Here is a 25867-nt window from a genome sequence, read left to right on the forward strand (position 1 = left end):
AGGAGCCGCCTAAAGCTTATTTAGACATAGCGTCGTATGCGGCCTGGTCGATTTCGGTCAGCTTGTTGTAGCCTGCCTGCTCCATTTCGCCGAGGAAAGCATCCCACTCCGTCAGGCTGCGCTGGCCGCTGATGAATTTCACAAGCGCCGCATTAAGCGCCTGCTTCACATTCGCGAGAAGCACCGTTCTTTCTTTCAATTGATCCGTTGAATATTTCAGCGAGCTGAATTCCTTGGATGTATATTTATCGAAAAACGTTGTTGCAAAAGACTTCGTCAAATCATCCATCCACTGGTAATACGCTTCATTGTTGACAGGTACCGGGAACGTCAGGCGATCCTGAAGGAAGTTCCATACCGGCGTGCCAATCGGCTTATTGCCCTGCTCCTCGAATTTGACGGTAAATGTCTTCTTGCCGCCTTCCTCCTTATACGACTTGCCTTCTACACCGTAGTCCATCAGCGTTCTGCCCTCATCCGAGAACATGTAATCCATAAATTTGATAATGCCTTCCGCTTTGTCCTCCGCCTTCTCATTAATGACGAAAACCCGGTCCATTCTGTATTTCTCCTCAGTTGGGGGCAGCATCGTCTGATTGCCGTCAGCGTCTTTGAACGGTTCCATTACTTTAATGCTGTATTTCGGATCATTTTCCGGTCCGCCGTTGTTCATGAACCACGATGGACGTGTGAAGAAGTCGCTGCTGATTGCGCCTTGGCCCGTCAGCATTTTCGTCTGCCACGATTCCTCGGTCGCAGTGCCTGCTACCCATTCTGGATCAATGAGCTTATCTTGGTACATTTGCGCATACCACTCGATGAGCGATTTAAAGCCCGGTGAATAAATATCCGATCCTTTGCCATTCTCATAAATGCCTTGCACTTTGCCATCGACGATTTTGTCATTAGCCGCAAAAGCTTCCTGAAACTTCAAAAAGCCGTCTCGCCCTGTGAATGGGTAAAAATTGGCTGTGTCCTTGTACGCTTCCTTCAGCTTTTTCAGTACATCTGTAAACTCCTGAACCGTCGTCGGGTTCGCCGTAATGCCCGCCTTCTCAAACATATCCGCCCGGTAAAAGGTTACATTCGATATCGTCGGATATTCCTGCGCCAAGCCAAAAATTTCGCCATCCTTCGTCGTCATCAGCTTGGCATAATCCGGATTCGCATCCAGATAAGCTTTAATATTGGGCGCGAATTTATCAATATAAGGCTTTAGATCAATGAACAGCCCTTGTCCGCCATATACCTCAGATTGTGCCAGCGAGACGATGCCGGAATCCGGGAACTGGCCGGAGCCGATTTTGAGCTCCAAATTTTTCTTGTAAGCATCATCATCTTCACCGCCATTCACCAGTTCAACCTTCGTATTCGTCTTTTCCTCAAGCACAGGGTACCAATTCAAATCCTGTAGCCAATTCGTATATTTTCCCGCCATCATATAGGAAAAGGTTGTCGTCCCTCCGGCCGATCCCTCATTTGTACCCGTTGAAGCTGACGGAGCCGCCTTATTTCCTCCATTGGAGCAAGCGGTCAATGCAAGAAGCAGTACCATCGACATCGTTGTAACGGATTTCCAATTCCATTTGTTGTTCATTTGAGCATTCTCCCCCAATTGTCATTTGGCTTGCATAAGTAAGCACTAACAATTTGAACATCTCCGCTTCATTGAATGTTGCTTATTACAACACATTCCGGTAAATTGATTGACCTCCTGTGAAATGTAATCGCTTTCTTGTATCTAAATTATCGCAAAATAGAGCAAATTGCAATCATTTTTTCTAAACTCCCGCTTCTGGCGAAGTTTACCTTTTGGCATTTGCAACAATTAGTAGTGATTTCCTTTCCTTTAGTTGAAGCATCATCGCTTCAGATGCCTCATTTTATAATGAAATTAGAGCATTGACTTTAAAAAATAAAGGCTGTAGCATGAAATTAAAGCGCTTACATATTGAGTCTGCATAGATTCTCCATTGTTTCGTTTCATTTAGCAACAGTAATGCCAATATCTATATGCGGCATATCGAAACGGGCGATCATTATTGCGGGGAACTGAACACCCAATACAACCGGCGTTATGAATACCCGTCTCTCATTCAATCAAAGGACGGAATGATCCATGCCTGCTTTGCATACGGGAACCGAACGCATATTAAATATGTCAGCTTCTCCGAGGACTGGGTACGGGGCGCTCACAAAAATAAATGGCCATGGGACAACTTCCCGATGGAATAGAGCCCTTTTTTGCATGGTAGACATATGGAATGGTAATAGCGTAAAGAAGCCCACTCCTCAAGGTGGGCTTTTTTCGCGTGTGAACGCATTGTAGTGCTGTCACAGGATTATAGAGCTTTCATATACCAGGCATCGCAGGCAAAATGCTCGGTTCCCGCCAAAGGCTGCTCCAATTGCACAAAGCCATGCTTTTTATAAAATTTATTGGCCGCGGCCATGCTCGCAAGCGTCTCTAAATAACATTGCTCATAATGAAGCTGGGCAAAGGCCAAGCAAACGTCCAGCAGCCGAAGAGCAGCACCTGTGCCTCGCGCCTCCGGCAGAGCATACATTTTTTGCAGCTCGCAAATGGCTGGGAAACCTTTAACAGGGCCAATGCCGCAGCCGGCAATGACCTTGTTATTTTTCTCCACCACCCAATATTTCGCACCGTCCTGATGATACAAACGATAAAAATCGCCTAGCGCAGGGTCGGCCCAGGCTGTACCGGGCTTGTCTGCTCCAAACTCAATCAGGCAGGTCCGGATCAACGACTCCACCTGAGCATTGTCTCGCTCCTCTATTTCTCTTAGCTGCATGGATCGCTCTCCCTTTCTCCAATCATCGTGACCAGGCTTAATAAGGCGCTTGAACCTTTCATGTCTGAGCGAAAAATAAATTCGACAGGCAGGTCCCTATACGCTTCCGGCAGTTGATGAAAGGAGACTATACCTTCCTTTGCCGCCTTGGCGATTGCGGATTTTGGCAGCAGGGAGACACCAAAGCCCGCCGACACTCCTTTGACGATTAAATCCAATGTGCCGAACTCGCGAATTTCATAGGAAGTCCGCCCGCTTTCGTGTAAAAAATGCTCGGCCCTCGTCCGATGTGTACAGCCCACGTCAAAAAACAGCATCGGCTTAGCCAGCAGCTCGGCCATATTATCCTTGCCCGCTTCGGATACGAGTACCAGCTCCTCAGAAAATGCCTGTACACAGCTGATATTCCGTTCCTCAATCGGACCATAAACAAAGGCGCCATCAAGCTCGCCTCTAACAACCTTTTGCACGAGCGAATGGGTTCCGCCTGTAGCTAGAGATAGCTGGACAGCAGGAAACTCAGACTGATAGCGGCTAAATAGCGGAAGCAAATGCGTCAATGCGGCCGTCTCAATAGAGCCAATTCGCAGCGGCCCGACTGGCTGCTCGCCATATTTGGTTGTACGAGCCGCTTCATCCAGCAAGGCCAATATACGGTCAGCGTATTGCAGCAGATTTTCGCCCGCCTCCGTTAAAGCCATCCCTCGATTGGAGCGAACGAATAGCGGGAGCCCCAGCTCCGACTCCAAATATTGAATTCGGGTCGTTACGTTAGACTGCACATAGTTAAGCGCTTCTGCCGCCTTCGTCGCACTGCCCTCGCGGGCAACTGCACGGAATATTCGCAAATCCCCGCTTTCCATCTCGTCCACTCTTTTCTACTATGATTATTTGTGATAGCGACTATCTAATTCAATCATTTTACTTGATGATTTTCGCTGTGTACAATTCGTTTAGCTAAGGGCTACATCAACGATTAATGGCAGGAGGAATTTGGATGAAGGCAATTTCACATAGAGAAGCAAGCGGGATTGAAGGACTGCAATACGAGGAAAGTGCCGATCTCAATCCGGGGACTGGCGAGGTGAAAATACGGCTGATGGCGGCTGGAATCAACCATCGGGATTTATTTCTAATGGCGGGGCGAACGGCATCAGACGCTCCGTTCTTTCTCGGCTCGGACGGCACAGGAATCGTTGAGGCAGTCGGCAGTCTGGTCAGCAGTGCCGCTGTTGGCGATGAAGTGATTATTCATCCTTGCATAGGCTGGGAAAAAACAGATGAAGTTCCTCCAGTACCCGCTATATTAGGCGGTCCCTCAAACGGCACATTGGCCCAATATGTTATTGTTCCAGCGGCAAATGTGTTCCCCAAGCCAGCCTATTTAAGCTGGGAGGAAGCTGGTGTGCTTCCCTTATCCGCCTTGACCGCCTACCGGGCGCTGTTCACCAAAGGGCAATTGCGGCGGGGCGAGCATGTTTTGATCCCCGGCATTGGCGGCGGGGTTGCTACCTTCGCCATGCTGATGGCGCTAGCAGCAGGGGCAACGGTAAGTGTAACCTCCCGCAGCAAAACCAAGCAGCAAGCTGCTGTCGAACAAGGAGCGAGCTTCGCTTTGGACAGCCATAGCGACTGGCGCAGCAGCTTGGGGCAGCAGGCCGTCGATCTGATTCTGGACAGCATTGGGCCAGCAACCTTCGGGCAATATTTCGAGGTTATCAAGCCGAACGGACGCATCGTCACCTTCGGCGCAAGCTCCGGGGATGAAATCACGATTCCGATCCGGGCGCTATTTTTCTCTCAAATCAGTATAATCGGCACTTCCATGGGCAGCCGCGAGGAATTTGCCGCTATGCTTGCATTTGTCGAGCAGCACCAACTGCGCCCAGTCATTGACCGCATGTACAAGCTTCCTCAGATCAAAAAGGCCTTTGAACGTATGAACCGCGGCGAGCAGTATGGCAACATCGGAATTAGCATGGCTGAGGGTCCTCATGTTCCTTCTTAAGCTTCATCACATACTTCTCCAGCTGGAAGGTGAGGCTCCTAAGCTCATGCTCCTGCTGGAGCAATCCAAGCAGTGCCTGAATAATGACCGCTTTTGGATGGTCACGTGCAAATTCCTCAGCAAGCGCCTCGGTCGCATCGACGAGTTGGATCCGTCTGGAGCCTGTAATGGCCAGCTCCTTAATGACAGCGAGCAAGGCGTCCAGCAATTGGCTGCGCTTCTCTTCCATCGATATCTGTTTGCTCTTCATTTCTTGGCTTATCATATCGAACATCAACACGTCCGTTAAAATCGGTTTCTCCTGCTTGGCCAAAATATTTGCAGCCATTTCCTCCATCCGCTCTAAAACAAAGAGGGTGATATCCCGGATGCGGATCGGTCTATTTTCAAAAATCATCAGGAAGTTAAACTCTTTGATGATCCCGCCATATACCGTCACCATATCCCAAATATGAGGCTTTATTTGTTCACCAAGCAAGCGGATCAGACTGTTTTTATGAAGGTCGTACATCATCGATCTCATTTGGATGAAAAAGGGGGCCAGCTCCTTTTTCGTTTTAATTAATTCCTTAATTTCCTGCATAATAAACTTATTGATCATAAAAAACTCCAGCGTCACTTCCGTTTCCCGCACAAAAACTTCACGAGGCGTGAGCCCCTCTTCCTTAAGAATCCCTGAAAGCTGATCATCCAGCAGCTGCTGCCGACTTTTATGAACTTCCTTGAATAGTTCTTCCTTCGACGGAAAATATTTATATAAGGAGCCTTTGGCGATTCCGCAATCATCGGAAATATCCTGAATCGATGTCGCCACATAGCCCTTCTCCATAAAATGGCGAACGGCCGACTCAATAATTCTGTCTCTAATCAGGCTCAATAAAATCCCTTCTCTCAAAATCATTTGACTTTCAGCAAAAAATCGATAAAATAAAGCCTAGCGTGACCGATCAGTTTTACAAAGAAACCATGAGTCAATCTTACGAAATCTGCTCCTTCTTCGTCAAGGAGCGGCTCGCTAGCCTGTCTATTTCTTTGAGCTAAGATCGGCATACAAAACCCAAGAGAGGGCGAGGAGCCTACACATGTCTACACCAAATGCTTCACAGTTAGCCTCAGAGCCGGAATTTTCCATCAAATCGATATTGGCGCCGCTTCTTGCCGTCATTATTGGGATGATGATGGTTATTTTGGACAGTACCGTCGTCAATGTTGCCGTTCCTAATTTGCAGCATTATTTCGACAGCTCGCTCAAGACGATCCAATGGACGATCACGGGCTATACCCTTGCTTTATCCGCCGTTATTCCGCTTGCCGGATGGATGACCGATAAATTTGGCGCCAAGCGGATTTTTCTAATTACCATTGCCCTGTTTACGCTAGGCTCTGTTCTCTGCGCACTTGCGCAAACACCAGAGCAGCTGATCTTGTTCCGCGTGCTTCAAGGCATTGGCGGCGGCATGGTATCCCCGATCGGGATGGCGATGATTTTCAAAATGGCACCTGCCAACAAACGTGGAGCTGTTATGGGCATGCTCGGCATTCCTATGCTGCTCGCTCCTGCGATTGGCCCGATTTTGTCCGGCTGGCTGATCGGCTTTGCCTCATGGCACTGGATTTTTCTAATCAACCTGCCAATCGGTATTGCCGCATTATTCGTCGGTATGAAATATTTGCCGAAGCTTGAACGTCAAAAAACGCCTGCTCTCGATATTATCGGGATGATCTTGGCCCCTATCGCCTTTTCTATGCTGGCATTCGGCGTTAGCGAAGGTGGTACCGACTGGAGCTCGGCCAGAACGTTGACCGGACTCATCGTAGGCGGATCGGCACTTATTCTATTTATTATCGTTGAGCTGCTTCAGAAGCAGCCTCTGCTGGAGCTGCGTGTTTTCCGCTCGTCCGATTTTACTCGCAGTATTATTTTATCATGGATTTCACAAATTGCCTTGTTCGGTTCGATTCTGATGATTCCGCTGTATTTGCAAACCGTGAGGGATTTCACTCCGCTTGAGAGTGGTCTAACGACGCTGCCGATGGCGATCTGCTCGATGATTTTCATGCCAATCAGCGGACGGCTGTTCGATAAATGGGGAGCTCGCCCGTTAGCTATGGCCGGTTTGTCGGTGATTACGATTGCCCTGTTCTTGTTGTCCCGGATTCATGTGGATACAGCCATTGTTATGGTAATGATTCCACTTGGCATGATGGGTATGGGCATGGGCTTGTCGATGATGCCGCTTAACACCCATGTGCTGAATTCTGCGCCGCGCAGACTCGTCAGCCGCGTAACGCCTCTGACTTCAGCTAGCCAGCAGGTCGTTACTTCCTTTGCAATAGCTGGACTGACCGGCTATTTCTCCTCTCAAGCGACTGCGCATATTACGGAAGCGGGAGCAGGCGGCAACATGCTGGAAAGCACCTCTCTGGCATTTGGCGATACTTTCTTACTCGCAGCAGGCATCGCGATAGCAGGCGTATTATTGAGCACAATTTTGCGCAAGCCGAAGCTCAAGGATGATCATGAGCAAGAGGAAGATGCACCGGACCCTGCGATGATGATGGGCCATTAATTTTAAGAGACATTGTTGTTTAGTAAATGAATAAACAAATGAATAAATAAATGAAGGCTGATTCCTGCACGCTGCAGGAGTCAGCCTTCATTTATTTACATGCAAAATGCAAAAAGGCACCTGCGATCTGAGCGTTCAAATCATAGGTGCCTTTGCTGATGATGCTACTTATAATACCGCTTATTTCATACTCTCTTCTTAGTTAAGAAACCGCCGAATTCTCGAACAGCGAAACATGCAGCTTCACGACCGCCTTGCGTATCGTCATTTCCGCTTCAACGCTGCAGCATGGACGGTGGATATCATGCGGGAAAAAGACGGCAAACATGCCGGGCGTAAGCACGATGTCCGATTCATCGCTTACTTCCTTATACGACAATCGGTCGCGGCTGTCCAGCTCGTCTGCTGTAACGACTGCTTCCCCATTATCGCGGGCGACGCGAATGAGCTCCCGACCTTTCAGCAGCAGCTGAATGTCGATATATTGCTTGTGAGACTCCGCCAGCTGCTCTTCCGCCGGACGGGTCTCCACATGCTGGACGAGCACAAATAAGCGCTCGCCATCGATTTCATATTTTCCAGCCGGTGTATTCTCCGTCACTTCCTGCTCCAGCCAAGCCAGTGCCTGCCGAAATGGCGGCAGCCAGCCCGGCTCCTGCTCCCAGCTGCGCAAATCGCTAATGATCATCCTAGTCCGCTCCTTTATAAATGAATTCATCCCATGTTACGGTCTGAGTATTGTGCCGCCAATATAGCGAACGCCGCCTCTTTGTTGAATGGAATCCTTCGCATCATTGAAATAATAAGTCGCCAAAATTTCTCCGGCGGTCGTCTCGACAGCCCGCGGATAGCCAAGATCATTGCTGCCGCCATCATCACGTAAAATCAGCTCTGGCCCCCAGCTTAGCCCATTATCCTCGCTTACCCTTGCCCGAATGCCAAATGGCGGCCTTCTGAAGCCATAGACGGCAAACAGCCTGCTATCCTCCATCAGCGTCAAATGCACCGTATCGCCATGGTCGTTGATCCGCGAGACGAAGCGCCACGTCAGCCCGCCATCGTCCGAGGCGTAAAGTTCGCACCATGCCGCCACCATCGCCGGCTTGCATCTGACTGCAACCATAATGACGCCATCTTTCATGAGAACGGGGGATGGGCAAATCATCCGATACTCCTCGCTATGTGGCATTAATGACACAAGCGACCAATTGCAGCCATCATCGAACGAAGCGAAGACGACGGGGCGATCATGCGGATTATTTCGCGGCCTTGCCGTCAGAAAGAGCAGCACAACACCATCTGGCCTCACAATATACGATGGCCTGCCTTGATAGCGGGGAATGCCACAATCCGGTAGCATCACTGGCTCGCTCCAGGTCGCGCCTGCGTCACGCGACATTTTCACCCACGCCTGGGCGTGATCAACAGCGGAGTTCGGCGTACACCAGCATTCGAGCAGCGTATTGGGGTCGGAGAAATCGAAGCCCTCCTCGAACGTATGCGGCTTGCCATACGGGAGCTGATCCAGCAGCTTGTAATTGTCGGCGATTTGCGCGGCCTCCTGCCAGGTGCGGCCGCCATCAAGCGTACGGACAGCAGCAATGCGCCCGAAGGTTTCTACCCGGTCATGGTTCAGGTTTCCTGGAATCTGATAGTCACAGTCAATGTTCATAAACGCGAGCAAAATGTTCCCTTCACTTATTTTCCACAAACCACCATTAAAAGGCCAAGAGCAAAACTCATTGTCTTTGCGGTAAATTTCAATATGCTGTAGCTGCTGTGGTTTCACTGGCTTCATGTATCGACTCATCTCGTCATCCCCCTTGGGCTGGCGTAAACGCGCTATTTGCGGTGAAGCGAAGGCAAAGGCCCGTTTCGCAGTAAGCATAAGTAAAGCGGCCTGCAAGCGTGCAACCGAGCAAGGCTTATTTTTTCATAAAAGTCCCTGCTGCCGGTACTTCTCAACCATTTGCTTCAAATCGCCATACGCTGCCGGTGTCAGCGGCGCTACCGGACGTCGCGATGGACCGGCGGGCACGCCGATCTCATTCAGCACCGCCTTCAGCACAGAAGGTAGCGTGCCCAAAGAAAAGGCACTCCGCAAATCCCGCAGCACCCGCTGCGCCTCCTCTGCCTCCCTAAAGCGCTCTGCCTGAAAATACTCATAGATTGCCGCCACCTGCGCCGGGAACACATTAGCCGTTGCCGCAATCGCACCGCTGCCGCCCGCCATAAGTGTCGGCAAGATAAGCGAGTCCGTTCCCGCCATCACCGAGAAGGAATCAGGTGTCTGGTCGATATATTGCAAAATCGTATCAAAGCTGCCGCTGCTGTCCTTAATGCCGACAATATTCGGGATTTGCGCAAGCTCGGCTACCGTTTTGGGCTGCAGCGCATTCCCTGTGCGGGCGGGGATGTTGTACAGCACGACGGGAATCGCAACCGCTGCCGCTACCTGCTCAAAATGATAAATAAGCTCCTGCTGTGTAAACGCAAGGAAATAAGGAGTAATGACCGAGAGCGCATCGACGCCTGCTTCCTGCAGCCGCTTAGCAAGCCGAACCGTTTCCAGTGTGCTCGCACAGCCTGCTCCGGCATAAACCGGCACGCGGCCCTTCGCTTCCCGCACAATGATTTCCGCTATTCGCACCTTCTCCTCGAAAGAAAGCGAGAAAAACTCGCCATTCGTGCCCAGACAAAACAATCCATGGACGCCAGCAGAGATGAACCGCTCCACCATTAGACAAAGCGCCTGCTCGTTCAGCTCCTCCTGCTCATCGAACGGTGTTACCATTGCCGGAATTATACCTTTCGCCAATTCCATCGCTAGTCCTCCTTTTTAAGGTAAGCCCTTACATTTTATTTCGCGCCATATGCCGCCTGCTCGCCTGCACTACGATGCCAAACTGGACACCCCCTCAAATATAATGTATATAAGATTTAAGAAGAAACTGTTGAAAGCGTGGTGCTCCAAAATGGATTTGCCGAAAATTGATAATTCTAACCTGTGGGACAAAACCTACAATCTATTAAAGGAAAAAATCATCCGCCGTGAATTTCTCGGCAATCAGAAGCTGCTCATTCCTGAGCTGGCTGCACAGCTTGGCGTTAGCCGAACGCCGATTCGCGACGCCTTGAACCGTCTGGAAATGGACGGCCTTGTGAAGACGGTATCCAAGGTCGGCACCTTCGTCAATGCCATTGAAATACAAGACGTAATGAATGCTACCGATACGCGGATGATGCTGGAATTTTGGGTGGTGGACAAGCTAAGCTCCTGCACAAAGCAACAGCTTCATGAAGAAATTAGCAGGCTGGAACACATTGTCGAGCTGTCACTAAGCGAGCTAGAAGCACTTCCGCTCGATCAGTATTTACAGAAAGACTATAATCTGCTGTTCCATTTGGAATTCATGCAGCTTGGCGGGAACAGCCATAATGCAGCCATCTATAAAAGCCTGATGAACTATCGTTTCATCGCTGCAAGCAGCTCGCTCATCAGCAAAGAAATGGTAGCTGCCGCCATTAAGCAGCATCAAAACATCATTGCCGTCCTAAAGCTTGGCGATGCTGAACAAATGCGCGCGGTCATTCGTGAGCATCTGGAGGACTCTAAAAATCGCCTTATCGCTAAAATCACTGCAAATGGCGGCTCCATTTAGCACGAATTTGCATTCGGTCATTCTTTTTTCTTTTTTCTGATTATTGGTTTTGCCGTTTAGCGCTTGATAACCTTTACAACCTTTAATGATAAATGTTGTATACATCATTTAATGCTTATAATATAGCTTAACCCCTCAGCCTCGTCAATCCTTCTCTTTGCGCCCTGCCCAATTAAATGGCAAGATGACTTTTTGCTCGGAGAAGGGTACAATAAAGGGAAGTAAGCTAATATCTATTATTGATTAACAGACAAAAGGAGTGTTACAAATGACACAATATCGTGAAATAGATTCAACTGAGCAATGGGATGCCGCTTTGGAAGGCTCGAAAGACCGGGCCCTTGTTGTTTTCAAGCATAGTACGACTTGCCCGGTGAGTGCGAACGCGCACCGCGAGTTCACAGCCTATCTGGACGCTAACCCGCGTCAGGATACGGATTATGTCCTTGTTAAGGTTATCGAATCCCGTCCGGTTTCGAACAAAATCGCTGAAGATACGTCGGTTAAGCACGAGTCGCCGCAAATTATTTTTATCCAAAATCAAGAGAAGGTTTGGAGCGCTACGCACTGGGCGATCACGTCCGAGCATATTACAGCGGTTCTTGACTAATCGAATGGTAACTGCAAAATAGCTTTCTTTTGTAAAAGCTTAAAGACCGGGCCGCTTGTTTTCGCAAGCGGCTCGGTCTTTTTGGTATGTGCGAAGGGTCAGGCTTCCTTCTATGCCTGTCGGCAGTAAATGCCTTTCTAAGTGCCTTTCTAACCGCTTCCCGCTGAATAGGGTTCATTTGCAATAAAGCTGTCCCTTTTTTAAAGGCCGGCTTGTCCTTGGGAGGGAAAAAGAGTGTTCGAACGGATTTCTTTTGCGTTCGGATGCAAAAAGACGGTGTTCCAGTCGCTATCGACTTGGAACACCGTCTTCATTTTTGCTGCCTTGCAGGCATTGATGTTATTCGTATAATACTGAAAGCACTTTAGCAATAACGACTGCGGATTGAGCCCGAGTTGCCGTTACTTGCGGCGCGAAAGCGCCATTGCCCATGCCGGAAATCAGCCCCAGCTGCTTAATGGCAGCTACTGCTTCCTGCGCATAATCCGAGATTTGCTCAGCATCCGTGAAGGAGGCTGCTGCGCCCGTAGGTTGCGCCGCCCCTGCATCTGCTGCGAATCCGCTTTGCTTCGCAGCGCGGTACAGCATAACCGCCATCTCTTCTCTTGTAATGGAAGCGTTGATGCCGAAGGAGCCGTCCGCTCTGCCTTTAATAATGCCATTCTGCTCTGCGGCAAGGACAGACTGTTCATACCAGCTTCCAGCCTTGATGTCGCTCAGCTTCGTTGAAGCGCCGTCTTTGCTCGCAAGACCGAACGCCTGAACGAGCATATGCACAAACTGTGCACGGGTAACGCTGCCCGCTGGCTGGAATTTGCCTGCTGCCGTGCCTTGAACGATGCCTTTGGCAGCAAGGCCTTCAATTGCGATCTTTGCCCATGGATACTGTGCGATATCATCGAACGAAACGTCTGCGTAAGCCGCTGCATAACGGCTGAAATGCGCCGCCTGGAATACGATTACTTGATCCTTTTCGCGATAAACACTGCTATGGACAGCTTCCAAACCGCCATTGCTATTCAAATAATAAACGATTGCCTGATGCGGCTGCTCGCCTGCTTTCAGCGTGTACGGCAAGGCAACTTCCACTTGCCCTTCGTTCCACGTTAATTGCTTGCCATCATGGACGAGCAACAAATCGTAAACTTGATGCGCGCCAACCTTCGCGCGTTCCTCCGCTGTAAGGGCAGCCGAGTCTACCTTCTCGGCTGTGAAGGCCAGCATTGCGGCGGTGTTTTGCGCCGCTGCGCTGGCAAGGGCTTCGACGGCGACGCTAATTCGTACGCCGTCCAGCCATACATGCAGCACCGGCACATTGTGATCGGTCAGCTCTTTAATAGCAGCCGCGGGCAGCTGTACGACTGCCTGCTGCGGTGCAGCTGCTGGAACGACGCGAATCGTGACGTCGTTCCCGCTTGCCTGCGTCGCCGCCTTGCTCAGCTCGCTGGCGGCGACTGTCGCGACCAGCTTACCGGATGCATCCGGCACGCCGTTCGCGATTGTAATCACACCAGCAGCCGATGGCGCTGCTGTTGGCTGCGGGCTCGCCGTCGGAGTAGCCGGCGATGACGTGCCCGGCGCTGGCGTCACCGGAGATGCCGTTGGCGCCGGCGTCGCTGGTGATGGCGTCACCGGAGATACTGTCGGTGTCGGTACCTCTGGCGTTGGTGTTACCGGAGGTACTGTTGGTGTCGGCTCCTCTGGTGTTGGCGTTGGTGTTGGCTCCTCAGTCGCCACCTCCAGCCCTGCAAGCGCAGCTGTCACTGCTGCTGCGCTCGCAGCCACCTGCGCCTGATCAGCTTCCTGATCAGCGCTTGCCCGCTGCGCTGCAGCCAACGCTTCGGCAAGCACGGACCAGCTTGCTGCCGTGTACTGGCTTTGCGTCAAGCCAGCTGCTTCAGCAATTGCGGCATTCAGCTCGGCCTTATCAGCCAGAGCCAGCCCGAATGCCTTGAAGTCCATCATGCCGACCCAGCCTTGGCCTTCGGTAATCGTCACCTTGAGATAACGACCCGTATTATTGTCCGTCAGCTTATGGCTGTCCGAAGGCATCGCCAGCGTTTGCGTATCCGCTGCTGTACGGAACGTTACGCCATCATCGGAAATTTCCACCTTGTAATGGACGACTCCCGCCCATTTGTTGAGCACCACTTTTTTCACTAGCGAAGCTTGGCCCAGATCGACCATCCACCAGCTGCCAGCCCCTTTATCTGTTCCCCACGAAGTGCCTTCATTTTGATCGACTGCCCCTTCTGGAGCGTTGGTCTTGCCGCCGCCGCTGCCGGCGTTGCTGGAAGAAGTTGCTGCTTTAAACGCTGCAATATCCTGCAAAGGCTTAAGCGCTTGAATCGCGGAGGCAAGTGCTTCCGTCGCAGCCACAACCGCCGTTTGAACAGCCTGGCCATCATTGTTGACCGTCTTCGCATTCGCTAATGCAGCTTGCAGTACAGCCCATCCGGCCGCATAATATTCCGCACCGTCGAGCTGCTCTGCTGATACGATAGTGGTCACAAGCGTGCCTTTGTCCACGTTCGACAAACCATTCAGCGCTGCCTGCAATTCGGCAACTGCATGATTGACGACCGTTTGCGTAGCTCTTGCATCACCAGAAGCCGTCCGTGCAACAGCAAGCGCACTTTGCAGCGCCTGCCAGCTTTTGGCCGACCAGTCCGCCTCTTGCTTTGCTTCTGCATCGGCAATGAGCCCCGTCAGCGCCGCCTTGTCCGCAGGCACCACTTCAAGCCCAGCGACAACGGAAGCCAGCTGCCCCTGTGCCGCATCCACTTCAGCTTGCGTTACCCCTTGAGGCGTATATGCCTGATCGTGAACGAGCTGTGCCTGAGCGATAGCAGGTGCAAGCTGCGGCCAGCTCTGCGGCGTAAAATCTGCCCGGGCGAGCGACTTCGCTTCAGCAATTGCGGCCGCCAAATGCTGGCGATCTGCCGGAACTGCCGTCAAGCCATGCTTATAAACGTTCAAGGAATCCAGCGCATAGCCCTTATAGGCGTATCCGCCGTTTGCTGGATATTCATCATAATCAAACATCGCATGGTTTTCCCATGCATCGCCCTCAGACGCAATCCAGCCTACATTCGATGGAATCCATGCCGGCTCCCAATAGAAAAATCCGGCTCCCTTGTTATTTTCCACATTGGAGATCAAATCCATAATCGTTTGAATCGCGTCATATTGGCCTTGAACGGTCGCGTCCCATTTCGCTCCGCCCGTTTTCAGCTTTTGGTCGGAGTTAATAATATTTTCATGGGCATCGCCATTTTTATACGAAAAAGGATACGACGTCTCAGCAATGACCACTTCCTTGCCGTAACGCAGCGCCATATCATCCATATTGATTTTCACCGCTTCCAGCGTACCGTGCCAGAACGGATAATAGGATAAGCCGATAATGTCGTAATCGACTCTGCCATTGATGCCGTCGAAGAAATAACGGAAGGTCGCATTTTTGCCGCCTTCAGCAAGATGAATCATAATTTGAACATCATCGCCGCCAGGCAGGGCGCGAACAGCCGACGAACCGCTGTTCAGCAGCAGCGCTTGATCGTCAAAATTAACCGAGCCGCCTTTGCCCGTGAGCACGCCGCTGTTGATTTCATTGCCGATCTGCACCATGTCAGGCATCGCATTTTCTGCCTGCAATTCAGAAATAACCTCGTACGTGTAATCGTATACTGCTTGGCCCAGCTCAGGCATCGTCAGGTTTTTCCACGCCGCAGGTCGAACCTGCTGGCCCGGATGCGCCCAGTCATCCGAATAGTGGAAATCGACGAGCAGCTTAAGCCCCTTCGCCTTCACTCGCTTAGCAAGTCTAAGCACATCTTCCTTATCATTGTAGCCGCCCGAGTTTTGCGGATCATTCCACACCCGCAGCCGGACGTAGTTCACGCCCCGGTCCTTCAAAATGTCCAGCAAGTCGCGTTCCACGCCATTGCTGTCGTAATATTTTCCGCCGTTGTCCTCAATTGCGGTCAGCGTCGAAATATCCACCCCGCGAATAAAATCGTCGCGGTAGCCAAGCACCGTAACCGACGCTTTCGGCTGCACGCTCGCTCCCGTTACCGTTCCTGCTACTTCAAAGCTGCCCCCACCTGTATATTTCTGCGGGTCAACAGCATCCCATGCTACATTGACGAGCCCAAAGCTGCCGTCCGCATATGCGGCATTCACCTGTGCCGGAAGGCTCGGGGCCGTACCGCTGTAGGTTTCAATATTCACCGCGTCATAGCCGGTAATGTCCGCTGGACTTTTCACCATTTCCTTCTCTACTACCTTTAATTCTTTAATGCCCGGCCACCAGCCGCTTCCCGCATAAAAAGAAATCGTGACGCGCACATAACGCATGCTGTCCGCCTCGAATGCAAGGCTTGCCGTCTGCTGCTTTGCCGCATTAGCCGATTTATCGGCAGCGACCGTCCAGTTCACATCGTCTGGCGATACCTCTACGATATACTTGACGATTTCATCTTCCTTCCAAGTGATTTCCACACCAGAAAGATCATATTCGCTGCCCAGATCCACTTTAAGCCAGTGTGTCGGACTTACAGCGCTTGCTGCGCTCCATGCCGTATCCGGATTGCCATCGACCGCGTATTCCTTCGGCTGGCCCCACTGCGGATCTATATATTCTTGGCTTGCTGAAACGATTTTGCCAAGCGCCAAATTTGCTGCAGCTGCCTTTACCGCCGCTTGCGGCCAGGCCATCTGTGTCATAAATAGCGCTACGACCAGCACGAGGCTGATGTACCCTTTCCCCTTTTTCATGTAAACCTCTCCCTTGATTATATTGTTTCTCCATGCTTCATCTAATTGTAAGCGATTTTATGAAAAGCGATATACATACCAAAAGCAACATTCCAGCATTTTATGCAACCTGTTTGACGCCGCACATTCCGAATATTGGTAGCGCTATCATTCATAGGGTTTTCATAAGCAAAACCTGCGCAAACAGACGCTTTAAAAATGATCGATTAGAAAAATCCTGAAATAACGTGTTTAAGCCCCAGCCCGGGGATTAACGGGAATTTCAGATATTCTCTTGTTATTCGCAGGCAGATGTTTTATATTGACATAACAGTAGGTCAAAAATTAAAGAGGTGAACGGACGAGATGACTCCACGCACGAAGGAACAAAACGATGAGATCCGGCTGCGGCGTCTGGCGCAAATCCGGAAAGCCGCTGCCGATGTGTTTTTGAATAAAGGGCCTTTACTCGAAATCCGCGATGTGGCCGCGCAAGCAGGACTCGGCTATGGCACGGTATATCATTATTACAGCAATAAGGGCGATTTGCTTCAAGATCTGCTATGGGACGCGTTCGAGCGGGCCGGGGATTGGCTGGTAGCCCCGCTAGAGGCAACGCTAGAGGCCCCACTGGAGGTTTCCCGCGCTTCGGCCTCGGGGAAGGCTCCGGCGGGCGGGCATTTCGGCTTGGCTGCTGCGGAGGACAACGGGAACTCGACTTCCGCGGATTCCCGAAGCCGAAGCCGCGAAACGGCCGCGGCCGCAGAGCTTGGCCCCGTCGCCGCCGCCGGCTTCCGGCTGCTGCAGCTATGGGCGGAGGACCGCGCCCTTTACCTATTGTTTAAGATGGCCGGAGAGGACTTTGCCTCGCTGCCAGAAGCGCGCTCGGCCACGCTTTCGGCCGCCTTTCGTCGTGAGGTGCTGGCGCCGCTTGCCGCGCTGCTGGAAACCGGGCGTGAGCCGGACGGGGCTGCCGCTTCCGGCGAAAACGCGGCGGAGCCGCCGTATCAGCTGCAGCGCGCGGAAATGCTGCTGGCCGCCTTGGTCGGCTGCGCCTCTATTTCGCTTCGCCGCGGAAAACTGCAAGAGGAGGCCGGCGATATCGCCCGTTTTTTAAAATTATAGAATGGATAAGGAGCGAATAATGACAGATGATCATACTAAAATCACCTAGGGAAATCGAAGAGATGAAACCAGCGAGCCAAATCGTTGTGGACTGCTATCGCGAGGTGTCCAAACTGATCGAGCCTGGGATCACAACCCAGGAAATCAATGACTTTGTTGCCAAACACATCACCAAGCTGGGCGGCAAGCAGTTTACGAAAGGATACAACGGTTACCCCGCCGAAACCTGCATTTCGGTCAACGATGTGGTGGCTCACGGCATTCCGTCGAACCAGGTGGTTATGGACGGCGACTTGCTGAAGCTCGACATTGTCGTGGAATACGGCGGATGGTTCGGCGATTCGTGCTGGTGCTATGCGGTGGGCAATATCCGGCCGGAGGCGCAAAAATTAATGAAGGTGGCAAAGGAATGCTTGGACCTGGGGATAGCCCGAGCGCTCCCTGGAGGCCGGCTTGGCGACATCACGTCGGCGATTCAAGAGCATGCGGAAGCGAATGGATTTTCGGTCGTACGCGATCTGCTGGCGCACGGGATCGGGCGGAGCCTGCACGAGGAGCCAAGCTACGAGCATATCGGCGTAGCTGGCAAAGGCATTCGGTTAAAGGAAGGCATGGTGTTTACGATTGAACCGATGATCAACGAAGGTACGTTCCGTATCAAGATCGACGACGATCGGTGGACGGCGAGAACAGCCGACGGCAAGCTGTCGGCGCAATATGAGCATACGATTGCAGTCACGTCCGACGGACCGCTGATTTTAACGGCCCATTAAAAATAGAGGCAAACGGACGGGAATGCGTCATTAAAGGAACTAAGTCGCTAACCCAGCCTGCTTGCCCTGACGAAAGTTCGTAATCCAAAACGACGAATAACCGCGCTGCCGCAAAAACAAGGCTGCTCTCCGTTTCCGGAAAACAGCCTCCTGTACATCCTCTAAAACCCACACGATTACCTTTGTCACACTATTCTTTAACCGAGCCTACGACGAGGCCTTTAACGAAAAACTTTTGCAGAAACGGATAAATTATGAGGACAGGAAGAGCGCCGATAAAAATTTGCGCTGCACTAACCGTCTTCTGCGAGATCAAGGCAAGCGATACGGGATCAAGGCTCATGGAGCTCATGTCGCGTGAAATAATGACCGTTTGCAGAAAGGTTGCCAGCGGATATTGGTGAACGCCTTCTGTGTACAGCAGGCCGTCAAACCACGAATTCCAATGGAACACGATGCTGAACAGGCTGAGCGTTGCAATGGCTGGCTTGGATACCGGCAGAAAGATCGTGAACAGCACCCGGAAGTGGCCTGCTCCATCAATCATAGCTGCTTCCTCCAGCTCCTTCGGAATGCCCCGGAAGAAGTTCATCATCAGAATCGTTAAATAAATATTAACCGCTCCGGGAAGCACCAGTGCCCAGAAGGAGCCCATCAGGTTCAAATTCTGGATCATCATATAGAAGGGAACAAGCCCGCCGTTAAAGACCATCGCGAAAACGAAAATCCAGGAGTAGTAAGAACGTGCCTTGAAGCTCGTGCTTTCTCTGGAAAGCGGGTAGGCTGCCATAAACGCCAGCAGCAGCGTAAGGGCCGTGCCAATGGACGTCCGCATGATAGATATCCAGATCGAGTTTAGAAAGATCGGGTTGTCGATCGTTTTGCGATAAGCCTCCAAAGTGAAATCTACCGGCCACAAATTAACGATATTGGCATCGGCCGCCGACTTCGCGCTGAATGAAATGGCCAATACATGAACAAGCGGGATAATGCACAGGAGCGAGATAAACAGCAGCCCTGTATTATTGAGTATAGAAAATATTCGGTATGACAGTGTTTTGTGGTACATTCTAGGCTCGCTCCATTCTTAGAAAATTCGATAGTTTGCCCATTTATAGGCCATGCGGTATGAGACGAAAATCAAGATCATGCTGATAATGGATTTGAATAATCCGACCGCTGTTCCAAAGCCCATTTCCCCGCTTATAATCGCTGTACGATAAACGAACGTATCAATAATGTCGCCTTTATCGTAGACTAGCGGGTTATACAGGTTGAAAATTTGGTCAAAGCCCGCGTTCAAAATGTTGCCGAGTGCCAGCGTACCTACGACAATCGCCATCGGCACCATCGAAGGCATCGTAATGTGAAGCGTCTGCTTCCAGCGGCTTGCGCCGTCCACTTCGGCCGCCTCGTACAGCGAGGGGTTGATGTTCGAGAGAGCTGCCAGAAAGACAATCGTTCCGTAACCGAACTCCTTCCACACCTCGGAAATAATAACCGTAAAGCGGAACCAATTGCCTTCTCCAAGGAAGAAGATCGGTCCGATCCCGACCATGCCCAGAATCCGGTTTACAAAACCGCCATCGCTAGACAATATGTCGATCAAAATACCGCCCAAAATGACCCATGACAGGAAGTGGGGCAGATAGACCATCGTTTGCACATAACGCTTGAAAAGCTCCTTGCGCACCTCATTTAAGAAAAGAGCAAAGATGAATGGAGCTGCGAGGTTAAAAATAATTTTCAAAACCGCAATGACCAGCGTGTTCCAAATAACCTCCAGACTGTCCTCCCGCTCAAACATATAGCGAAAATTATCGAGACCGATCCATTCCGAGCCTGTAATGCCCAGCCGGGGCTTAAAGTCTTGGAAGGCCATAACAATGCCCGCCATTGGCAAATAGCTGAACAAAATCAGAAAAACAAGGGATGGCAAAATCATGAGATGGAACGGCCAGTGGCGCTTTAGCTGCCTCATATTGTAGTATCCTCCTGAACGCATTTGTATGAATTACCTCAATTATAGCAACGCCCCAAACCGCCTGAACACATGACGGAACCAACATTGATGGCACTATTGCAACTACTTTTCACAGGAAACTCTCATAAAAAACAAAAGCAGCCTGCCGAGGGCAGACTGCTTTGCTGACTTGCACTATTTTACAGATGCATACCATTCATTTACTTCCTTCGTAATTTGCTCGCCGCCGGATTTATTCCAGCTGGCAACGAATGTATCGAAGGCATCAATCGGCTTTGTGCCGTAAATAATTTCGTTAAACGTTTGAAGCTCGATTTTTTTCAAGTAATCCATTTTCGACTTCATCGTCGGCGTTGTAGGACCCGTAAACATGTTCATAAGCGCAACATCCTTCTGGGACATGAGCACCTTCGCCGCTTCTGGCGTTTGCTTGCCAAAGCTGTTGGCAATGTCTTTCTCCAGCTTCGTCTCCGGCTCCTTGCCATCTGCAAGCGCCAGCAGAGCTGTCATTTGCGCGTCTGGAATACGGGCGCCATCACGAACGAGGAAATAACGAACAATGTTAATATAGCCTCCAGGGATATCATCTTGATAAAGCGTGTTGCCATTGGCATCAACATCATAGTCATAACCTTTGAACATGCCAACCTCAAGCGGGCTGCCCTTCGCAGGGTTTGCGAAGTTGTCAAACATCCAGTTCTCATAAGTGAACAAAGCCTCAGGATGCTTAATATCTTTGTTGATCAAAATAACAGCGCTGGAAAATGGCGTGCCATGGCTTGTCGCTTTGCCGTCAGGACCTTTTGGCAGTGCGATCGGCGTCCATTTTGCGGTTGGCACGTTTTTCGCTGTATCGACAAGCGGCCAGCCGCTCATCCAGTACGGTCCAGGAATAATGCCCGCTGTTCCTGCAACAGCTGGCTCAGCCGTTTTGTTCTCATCCCATAGAGCTGCTTCCTTAGGAATAAAGCCTTTTTTGCTCCATTCCGAAAGCTTCAAGAGGCCCTGCTTCATGCCTGTGTTAATGGAACCATATTCCAGATTTCCGTCAGTTCCAACATTCCATTGCTCTGGCATCGCGCCATAAGCGCCAAAAATCCATGATGGGTCGCCCATCCAGCTGCTCAGCTTCGTTTTGAAGCCAATGCTAAGCGGCGTTACTTTATCAGGAGCCAATCCGTCCGGATTGTTGTTTTTGAAAGCTTCCATCACAGTTTCCAGCTCGGCAATCGTTGTCGGAGCCTTCATATTCAGCTTGTCCAGCCAATCCTGGCGGATCCACAGCAAGTAGTCGTTGTTATAAGCATAATCCAGTACGGGAATACCCATTTTTTTGCCGTCGCGAATATATGGATTCCATACGTTAGGATCAAGCTCCATCGCTTTTTTCCAAGTATCATTTGCGTATTGGTCAAACAGGTCGCCAGCTTCGCGGAAATAGCCGGAATCGACCAGATCAGCTACCAGCTGCGGATCATTATTGCCCACTACCAGCACGTCAGGCATATCCTGTCCCGAGGACATGGCCAGGCGCAGCTTTGTAGCTAAAGCATTGTTCGTATCCGTTACAGACCACAGCGATTTGATCTCGATGCCGAGCTGCTCCTTGGCCCATTTTGTCGCTACGTTGTTCTCAATCGTTTCACCATTTTTATATTTCACCTCAGGAGCTACACCCCATACGGTCGTCAATGTAACAGGCGGATCATATTTCTCTTTATATTCATTTCCTGTTGAAGCTCCTGTGTTCGTGCTCTCGCCCGTTCCTTTGTTGTCCTTGCCGCATGCTGCGAGCAGGCCGACAACGAGAATGAGGCTTAGTACGAGCAGCAGCTGCTTTTTGTAAGCGCTAATCATTTTTGTTTTTCCCCCTCCAACTGTGTGTTGCAATTGTTTATGACTTTATTATAGGAGCATTGCTGGGGAAGTCATAGGACAATAACCGAACATTTCTGCACCTTTGGCAACCTGTTCGCTTTTTGCTATTGGTCGCGGAACTCCTGCGGCGTCATGCCATAATGCTTGCGGAAGATTTTGCTGAAATATTGCGGATTCTGATAGCCCAGCTCCGAAGTAATTTCATAAATTTTCTTATTAGTCTGCTTCAGCAAATAATGCGCCCGCTCCATTCGCATCCGGGTAATATAGTCACTGATGCTCTCGCCGGTCTGGGCTTTATAAATTTTGGACAAATAGACGGGATGCAAAAACACCTTGTCCGCAATCGTCTTCACCGATGTATCATGGCCAAGGCTTGCAGACACAAGCTCCTGCACCTGCTTGACCAGACTGCTCTTGGCGTATTCCTCCGTGCTCGACAGCTCTGTGCGCAAGCGCTCCAGCATATCTGTCGACCAATTCCGCAGCTTGTCCAGCGAATGAATAACGGTGTGGTCGAGCAGCATGTCGAAGCCCGCATGATCAATTTCATAAATAAATTGTCCCTGTTTATGGGCCGTATACATAAAGGCATTCGTAATCGAGAGAAACACTTCATACAGATGCTCCCGCGAAAACTTCACCTGCTCCAAATTGCCGAACACCTCATCGATTTTGAGCAGCGCTGTGTCCCACTGCTTGGACTCCAGCAAATGAATAAGCGTAGGCGGCTTATACAAGGCCTCCATCAGATTCACTCGCGTCTCCGGCTCCGCCTGGTGACTTTCCAAATAGACGGCAATGCCCGATTCATGAATCGCGCTCGATAAATAGACGCTCATCCCCGTCCGGTACGCATTCGCCATGCCGCTCGGGAAGGAGAACCAGTCGGAAATAATGAGCGACACCTCCGAACGGAGAAAATGGGAGATTTGCCGTCTAAAGACGTTCACCGCCTGCTCCAGCATCACCCGCCGCTGTCCTTTGTAATCCGGCGAAAAATCCAGCAGCCGCTGCTGCTCCTCATTTGGCTGCGCGACGAATATGAGGCAATTATGCGGCGCTTTGCCATACCATACGTTCATATGCTCGGCGAACACTTCCTCGCCAATATTGCCGACCGCATATTCCATCAGCTCCATGCTGCTGCGGTTGCTTTCATCATAAGGATTGCTGTATTGAATCAGCAAAATGACAGAAGGAGCATCAAGCCGCAGCGGGATTTCATATTGCGCCAGCTTGGCGTCAATCGTCGTGTCCGACAGCTGGCGGCCGAGCAGCAGATCATGCAGCAGATTGCGCCGCAGCAGCCCGTATTCCGACTTCATATTGTAAACGAGCTGATGGTATTGCTCCGCCTGCTCCCACTCCACCTTCAGCTCCTCGATCGTATTCATCAGGCTGCGCACAAATTCCTTATCGTCCACCGGCTTCAAAATATAATCGGACGCCTGCAATTGCAGCGCTTTTTTCGCATATTGGAAATCGGAGTAGCCAGTCATTAAAATGCAGCGCAAATCCGGCCAGAGCTTCTTCGCCTGTTCGATCAGCTGCAAGCCGTCCATCCCCGGCATCCGAATATCCGTGACCAAAATATCAATGTCACCCGCCTCCATAATAGCAAGCGCCTCGGCAGCAGACTCGGCCCGGTATATTTTGCTGACGCCAAGCTCTTCCCATGGAATGGTCTTCTCTAAGCTCAGCGTCACATAGGCCTCATCATCTACAAGCAGCAGTTCAATCATTATGATGCCCCTCCCTAAGTCAATGTCTGTTCAGTTTGTTTCTCGCGGGTCACATTCCAGCGAATTTGCACCTTTAAGCCGCCTAGCGGCGAAGGCGACAGCACAATGCCTGAGCTTGCCCCGAAACGCAAATGCAAGCGCTGATGGACGTTCCAAAGACCGCAGCCCATCTCCTGCTCCATAGGACGCGTCAATTGGTATTGCAAGGAAAAAAGCCGCTCTGGATCGAGCCCAACGCCATCATCCTCCACCGTAATCGCTGCAAACTCGCCGTCAAATTCACCCGATATGCGAATGCGTCCTGCATCTGGTGATTGCTCAATACCATGGATGACCGCATTTTCCACCAACGGCTGAATGACGAGCGGCGGAATTTGAAAACGCAGCAGATGCTCCGGGATGTCCAGCTCATAAGACAGCCGATTCATCCGCATTTGCTGAATATCCAAGTAGTTGCGGACAAAATCAATTTCCTCCCGCGCATCGACCAAATCCCGCTCCTGCCGTGTCGTATAGCGGTAGTAGTTTGACAGGTTCTGGCTCATCGCAATGACTGACTGATAGTTTTCCAGCTTCGCCATGCTCGATATAAAGGAAAAACAATTATAGAAAAAATGCGGGTTGATTTGCGATTGCAGCTGCTTGAGCTTCGCTTCTCGCACATGGATTTTTTCCAAATAAACATTTTCAAACAGCTCTTGAATTTGCTGAACCATCCGGTTGAAACGGATAAATACGAACTTAAATTCATTGTTGCCGCGCCCTTTCGGTGTAAGCCGGACGCCGTAATCGCCGTTTTTCAGCTTCTGAAAGCTGACTACAAGCTGCTTAATGGGAACCTGCACCTGCGCATAAAGCATATAGGCGATTAAACAGCTCATCAATAGCAGCAAACCAACCGAATAATAAAATAAACGGTTCGTTTGGTTGATCGGCTGGAGCACATCCGATAACGGGATATAATCAATCAAATCCCAGCCTATCGTTTCTGAACGGACAATATTGACCAAATAGCGCTCCCCGTTCACTTGGACGGTATGGCTGCCGCTGGTCAGCAAGCCGCTCTCGTCCAATTGGGCAATGAGCCGATTTCCCAGCTGCTGGTCGGCGGTACGATTGTATATCGTGCCCCATTCCTCGTTGTAGTAGAAGGGGTCGCGCCGTCCATCTCGCTTGAACTGATCGAGCATGCCCTGAATATTCGAGCTGTCAAAGCTAACCTCAATGAGCAGTCCCGTATCCGTAGCCTGGGACAAGTTATTGTAAGGCAGCGCCGTCATCAGCGAGAAACGAAAGCCATCACCGCCAAGGGACTTCACCTGCCAGCCGCGTTTCAGGCGAGCGGCCAGCGTCTCCTTATTATAGGGAACGGCATCGTTCACCGTAATGACGCGGGCTAGCGTTGGCGAATAAATCGCCAAATTGCTTTTCCAATTGGAGGAGCTTTCCTGAATGCTCAGCTTGGTCTGAATGCGCTTGACCATCGTAATCGCGGGCAGATCAAGATTGCCCGGCTCAAAGTAATAATCGCGCAAATTCGCAATATCTGGATCTTGAATGAGCAAATTTGGCCATAGCCCCAGCAGATTAATCGAGGAATTGACCTGATTTTGAAAAAAAACGAGCTGATTCGTATTCGAGCGGTTGAGCTCGGAATCTAGAACTTCTGTACTAATATGATTGGAATAGGAGTACAGTCCTATGATCGGCAGCAGCATAATAATGAGCAACCCTACAATTTTGGAAAACAAATTTACTTTAGGCATCCGTACACCTGGCTTTCTTCTAATCAAAATGCTGCATTCAGTATAATGTCCCTCTCGAATTGGAGCAATGCCTGACCGGACGGAAGCAAAGAAAATATTCGGCTGGTCTGTCATTATATGTCGAAAATCTCGCACAAAAATGATAAACTATTTAATAGAATTTCAACGAGAAGAG

At 50.6% G+C, this 25867-nt stretch carries 19 protein-coding genes; 6 read left to right on the top strand and 13 right to left on the bottom strand.

The window, feature by feature from the left end:
• Window positions 1–16: 16 nt before the first annotated feature.
• The 3 genes from ASF12_RS07955 to ASF12_RS07965 form a co-directional block, all read right to left on the bottom strand.
• Entirely contained in the window at window positions 17–1597 is a 1581-nt protein-coding gene (locus ASF12_RS07955; protein WP_056031903.1) for an extracellular solute-binding protein, read from the bottom strand.
• A gap of 745 nt (window positions 1598–2342) precedes the next feature.
• Window positions 2343–2813, bottom strand: coding sequence for a GNAT family N-acetyltransferase (locus ASF12_RS07960; protein ID WP_056031906.1), 471 nt, complete (start codon window positions 2811–2813; stop codon window positions 2343–2345).
• Entirely contained in the window at window positions 2804–3676 is an 873-nt protein-coding gene (locus tag ASF12_RS07965) for a LysR family transcriptional regulator (RefSeq protein WP_056031908.1), read from the bottom strand. The genes ASF12_RS07960 and ASF12_RS07965 overlap by 10 nt, the downstream gene beginning before the upstream one ends.
• Before the next feature lie 134 nt (window positions 3677–3810).
• Between ASF12_RS07965 and ASF12_RS07970 the strand changes: the two genes are divergently transcribed.
• Window positions 3811–4821 (top strand): zinc-binding dehydrogenase, encoded by a 1011-nt coding sequence (locus tag ASF12_RS07970; RefSeq protein WP_056031911.1) that lies wholly within the window; start codon window positions 3811–3813, stop codon window positions 4819–4821.
• Here the strand turns inward: ASF12_RS07970 and ASF12_RS07975 are convergent.
• Window positions 4787–5698 (bottom strand): TetR/AcrR family transcriptional regulator, encoded by a 912-nt coding sequence (locus tag ASF12_RS07975; protein ID WP_056031914.1) that lies wholly within the window; start codon window positions 5696–5698, stop codon window positions 4787–4789. The genes ASF12_RS07970 and ASF12_RS07975 overlap by 35 nt on opposite strands.
• A gap of 205 nt (window positions 5699–5903) precedes the next feature.
• Here ASF12_RS07975 and ASF12_RS07980 point away from each other — a divergent pair, with 205 nt between their 5' ends.
• The gene (locus tag ASF12_RS07980) at window positions 5904–7391 is read left to right on the top strand and encodes an MDR family MFS transporter (protein WP_056031917.1); all 1488 of its coding nucleotides are present in this window, start codon (window positions 5904–5906) and stop codon (window positions 7389–7391) included.
• A gap of 202 nt (window positions 7392–7593) precedes the next feature.
• Here ASF12_RS07980 and ASF12_RS07985 read toward each other — a convergent pair whose 3' ends face one another.
• The 3 genes from ASF12_RS07985 to dapA all read right to left on the bottom strand — a co-directional run bounded on the left by ASF12_RS07985 (window position 7594) and on the right by dapA (window position 10215).
• Complete coding sequence (locus ASF12_RS07985; protein ID WP_056031920.1) at window positions 7594–8079, bottom strand: YhcH/YjgK/YiaL family protein; 486 nt, start codon at window positions 8077–8079, stop codon at window positions 7594–7596.
• A gap of 36 nt (window positions 8080–8115) precedes the next feature.
• Window positions 8116–9201, bottom strand: coding sequence for a sialidase family protein (locus tag ASF12_RS07990; protein ID WP_056031923.1), 1086 nt, complete (start codon window positions 9199–9201; stop codon window positions 8116–8118).
• 123 nt (window positions 9202–9324) lie between these two features.
• A complete protein-coding gene (dapA, locus tag ASF12_RS07995; RefSeq protein ID WP_056031926.1) occupies window positions 9325–10215 on the bottom strand; it encodes a 4-hydroxy-tetrahydrodipicolinate synthase in 891 nt (296 codons plus the stop codon).
• A 151-nt stretch (window positions 10216–10366) separates the two neighbouring features.
• Here dapA and ASF12_RS08000 point away from each other — a divergent pair, with 151 nt between their 5' ends.
• Together ASF12_RS08000 and ytxJ are read left to right on the top strand one after the other, a co-directional pair.
• A complete protein-coding gene (locus ASF12_RS08000) occupies window positions 10367–11053 on the top strand; it encodes a GntR family transcriptional regulator (RefSeq protein WP_056031930.1) in 687 nt (228 codons plus the stop codon).
• A gap of 268 nt (window positions 11054–11321) precedes the next feature.
• Window positions 11322–11663 carry a bacillithiol system redox-active protein YtxJ gene (gene ytxJ / locus ASF12_RS08005; protein WP_056031932.1) on the top strand — a complete coding sequence of 114 codons (342 nt, stop codon included), beginning with the start codon at window positions 11322–11324 and terminating at the stop codon, window positions 11661–11663.
• A 339-nt stretch (window positions 11664–12002) separates the two neighbouring features.
• Here ytxJ and ASF12_RS08010 read toward each other — a convergent pair whose 3' ends face one another.
• On the bottom strand, window positions 12003–16442 hold the full coding sequence (locus ASF12_RS08010; protein WP_056031936.1) for a glycosyl hydrolase 53 family protein: 4440 nt from the start codon (window positions 16440–16442) through the stop codon (window positions 12003–12005).
• A gap of 345 nt (window positions 16443–16787) precedes the next feature.
• Here ASF12_RS08010 and ASF12_RS08015 point away from each other — a divergent pair, with 345 nt between their 5' ends.
• Window positions 16788–17546, top strand: coding sequence for a TetR/AcrR family transcriptional regulator (locus ASF12_RS08015; protein ID WP_056031941.1), 759 nt, complete (start codon window positions 16788–16790; stop codon window positions 17544–17546).
• A 26-nt stretch (window positions 17547–17572) separates the two neighbouring features.
• Complete coding sequence (gene map / locus ASF12_RS08020; RefSeq protein ID WP_056031944.1) at window positions 17573–18319, top strand: type I methionyl aminopeptidase; 747 nt, start codon at window positions 17573–17575, stop codon at window positions 18317–18319.
• A gap of 190 nt (window positions 18320–18509) precedes the next feature.
• On the opposite strand, the gene ASF12_RS08025 is transcribed toward map, so the two are convergent.
• The 5 genes from ASF12_RS08025 to ASF12_RS08045 all read right to left on the bottom strand — a co-directional run bounded on the left by ASF12_RS08025 (window position 18510) and on the right by ASF12_RS08045 (window position 25692).
• Complete coding sequence (locus ASF12_RS08025) at window positions 18510–19388, bottom strand: carbohydrate ABC transporter permease (RefSeq protein WP_046231688.1); 879 nt, start codon at window positions 19386–19388, stop codon at window positions 18510–18512.
• An 18-nt stretch (window positions 19389–19406) separates the two neighbouring features.
• Window positions 19407–20300 (bottom strand): ABC transporter permease, encoded by an 894-nt coding sequence (locus ASF12_RS08030; protein WP_056031947.1) that lies wholly within the window; start codon window positions 20298–20300, stop codon window positions 19407–19409.
• Window positions 20301–20477: 177 nt separating this feature from the next.
• On the bottom strand, window positions 20478–22160 hold the full coding sequence (locus ASF12_RS08035) for an extracellular solute-binding protein (protein WP_056031949.1): 1683 nt from the start codon (window positions 22158–22160) through the stop codon (window positions 20478–20480).
• Between the two features lie 125 nt (window positions 22161–22285).
• Window positions 22286–23926 (bottom strand): response regulator, encoded by a 1641-nt coding sequence (locus ASF12_RS08040; protein WP_056031952.1) that lies wholly within the window; start codon window positions 23924–23926, stop codon window positions 22286–22288.
• 14 nt (window positions 23927–23940) lie between these two features.
• On the bottom strand, window positions 23941–25692 hold the full coding sequence (locus ASF12_RS08045; protein WP_056033010.1) for a sensor histidine kinase: 1752 nt from the start codon (window positions 25690–25692) through the stop codon (window positions 23941–23943).
• Window positions 25693–25867: the final 175 nt, after the last annotated feature.

It is taken from the genome of Paenibacillus sp. Leaf72 (assembly GCF_001422685.1).
In the GTDB taxonomy this organism is placed as follows: Bacteria; Bacillota; Bacilli; order Paenibacillales; family Paenibacillaceae; genus Pristimantibacillus.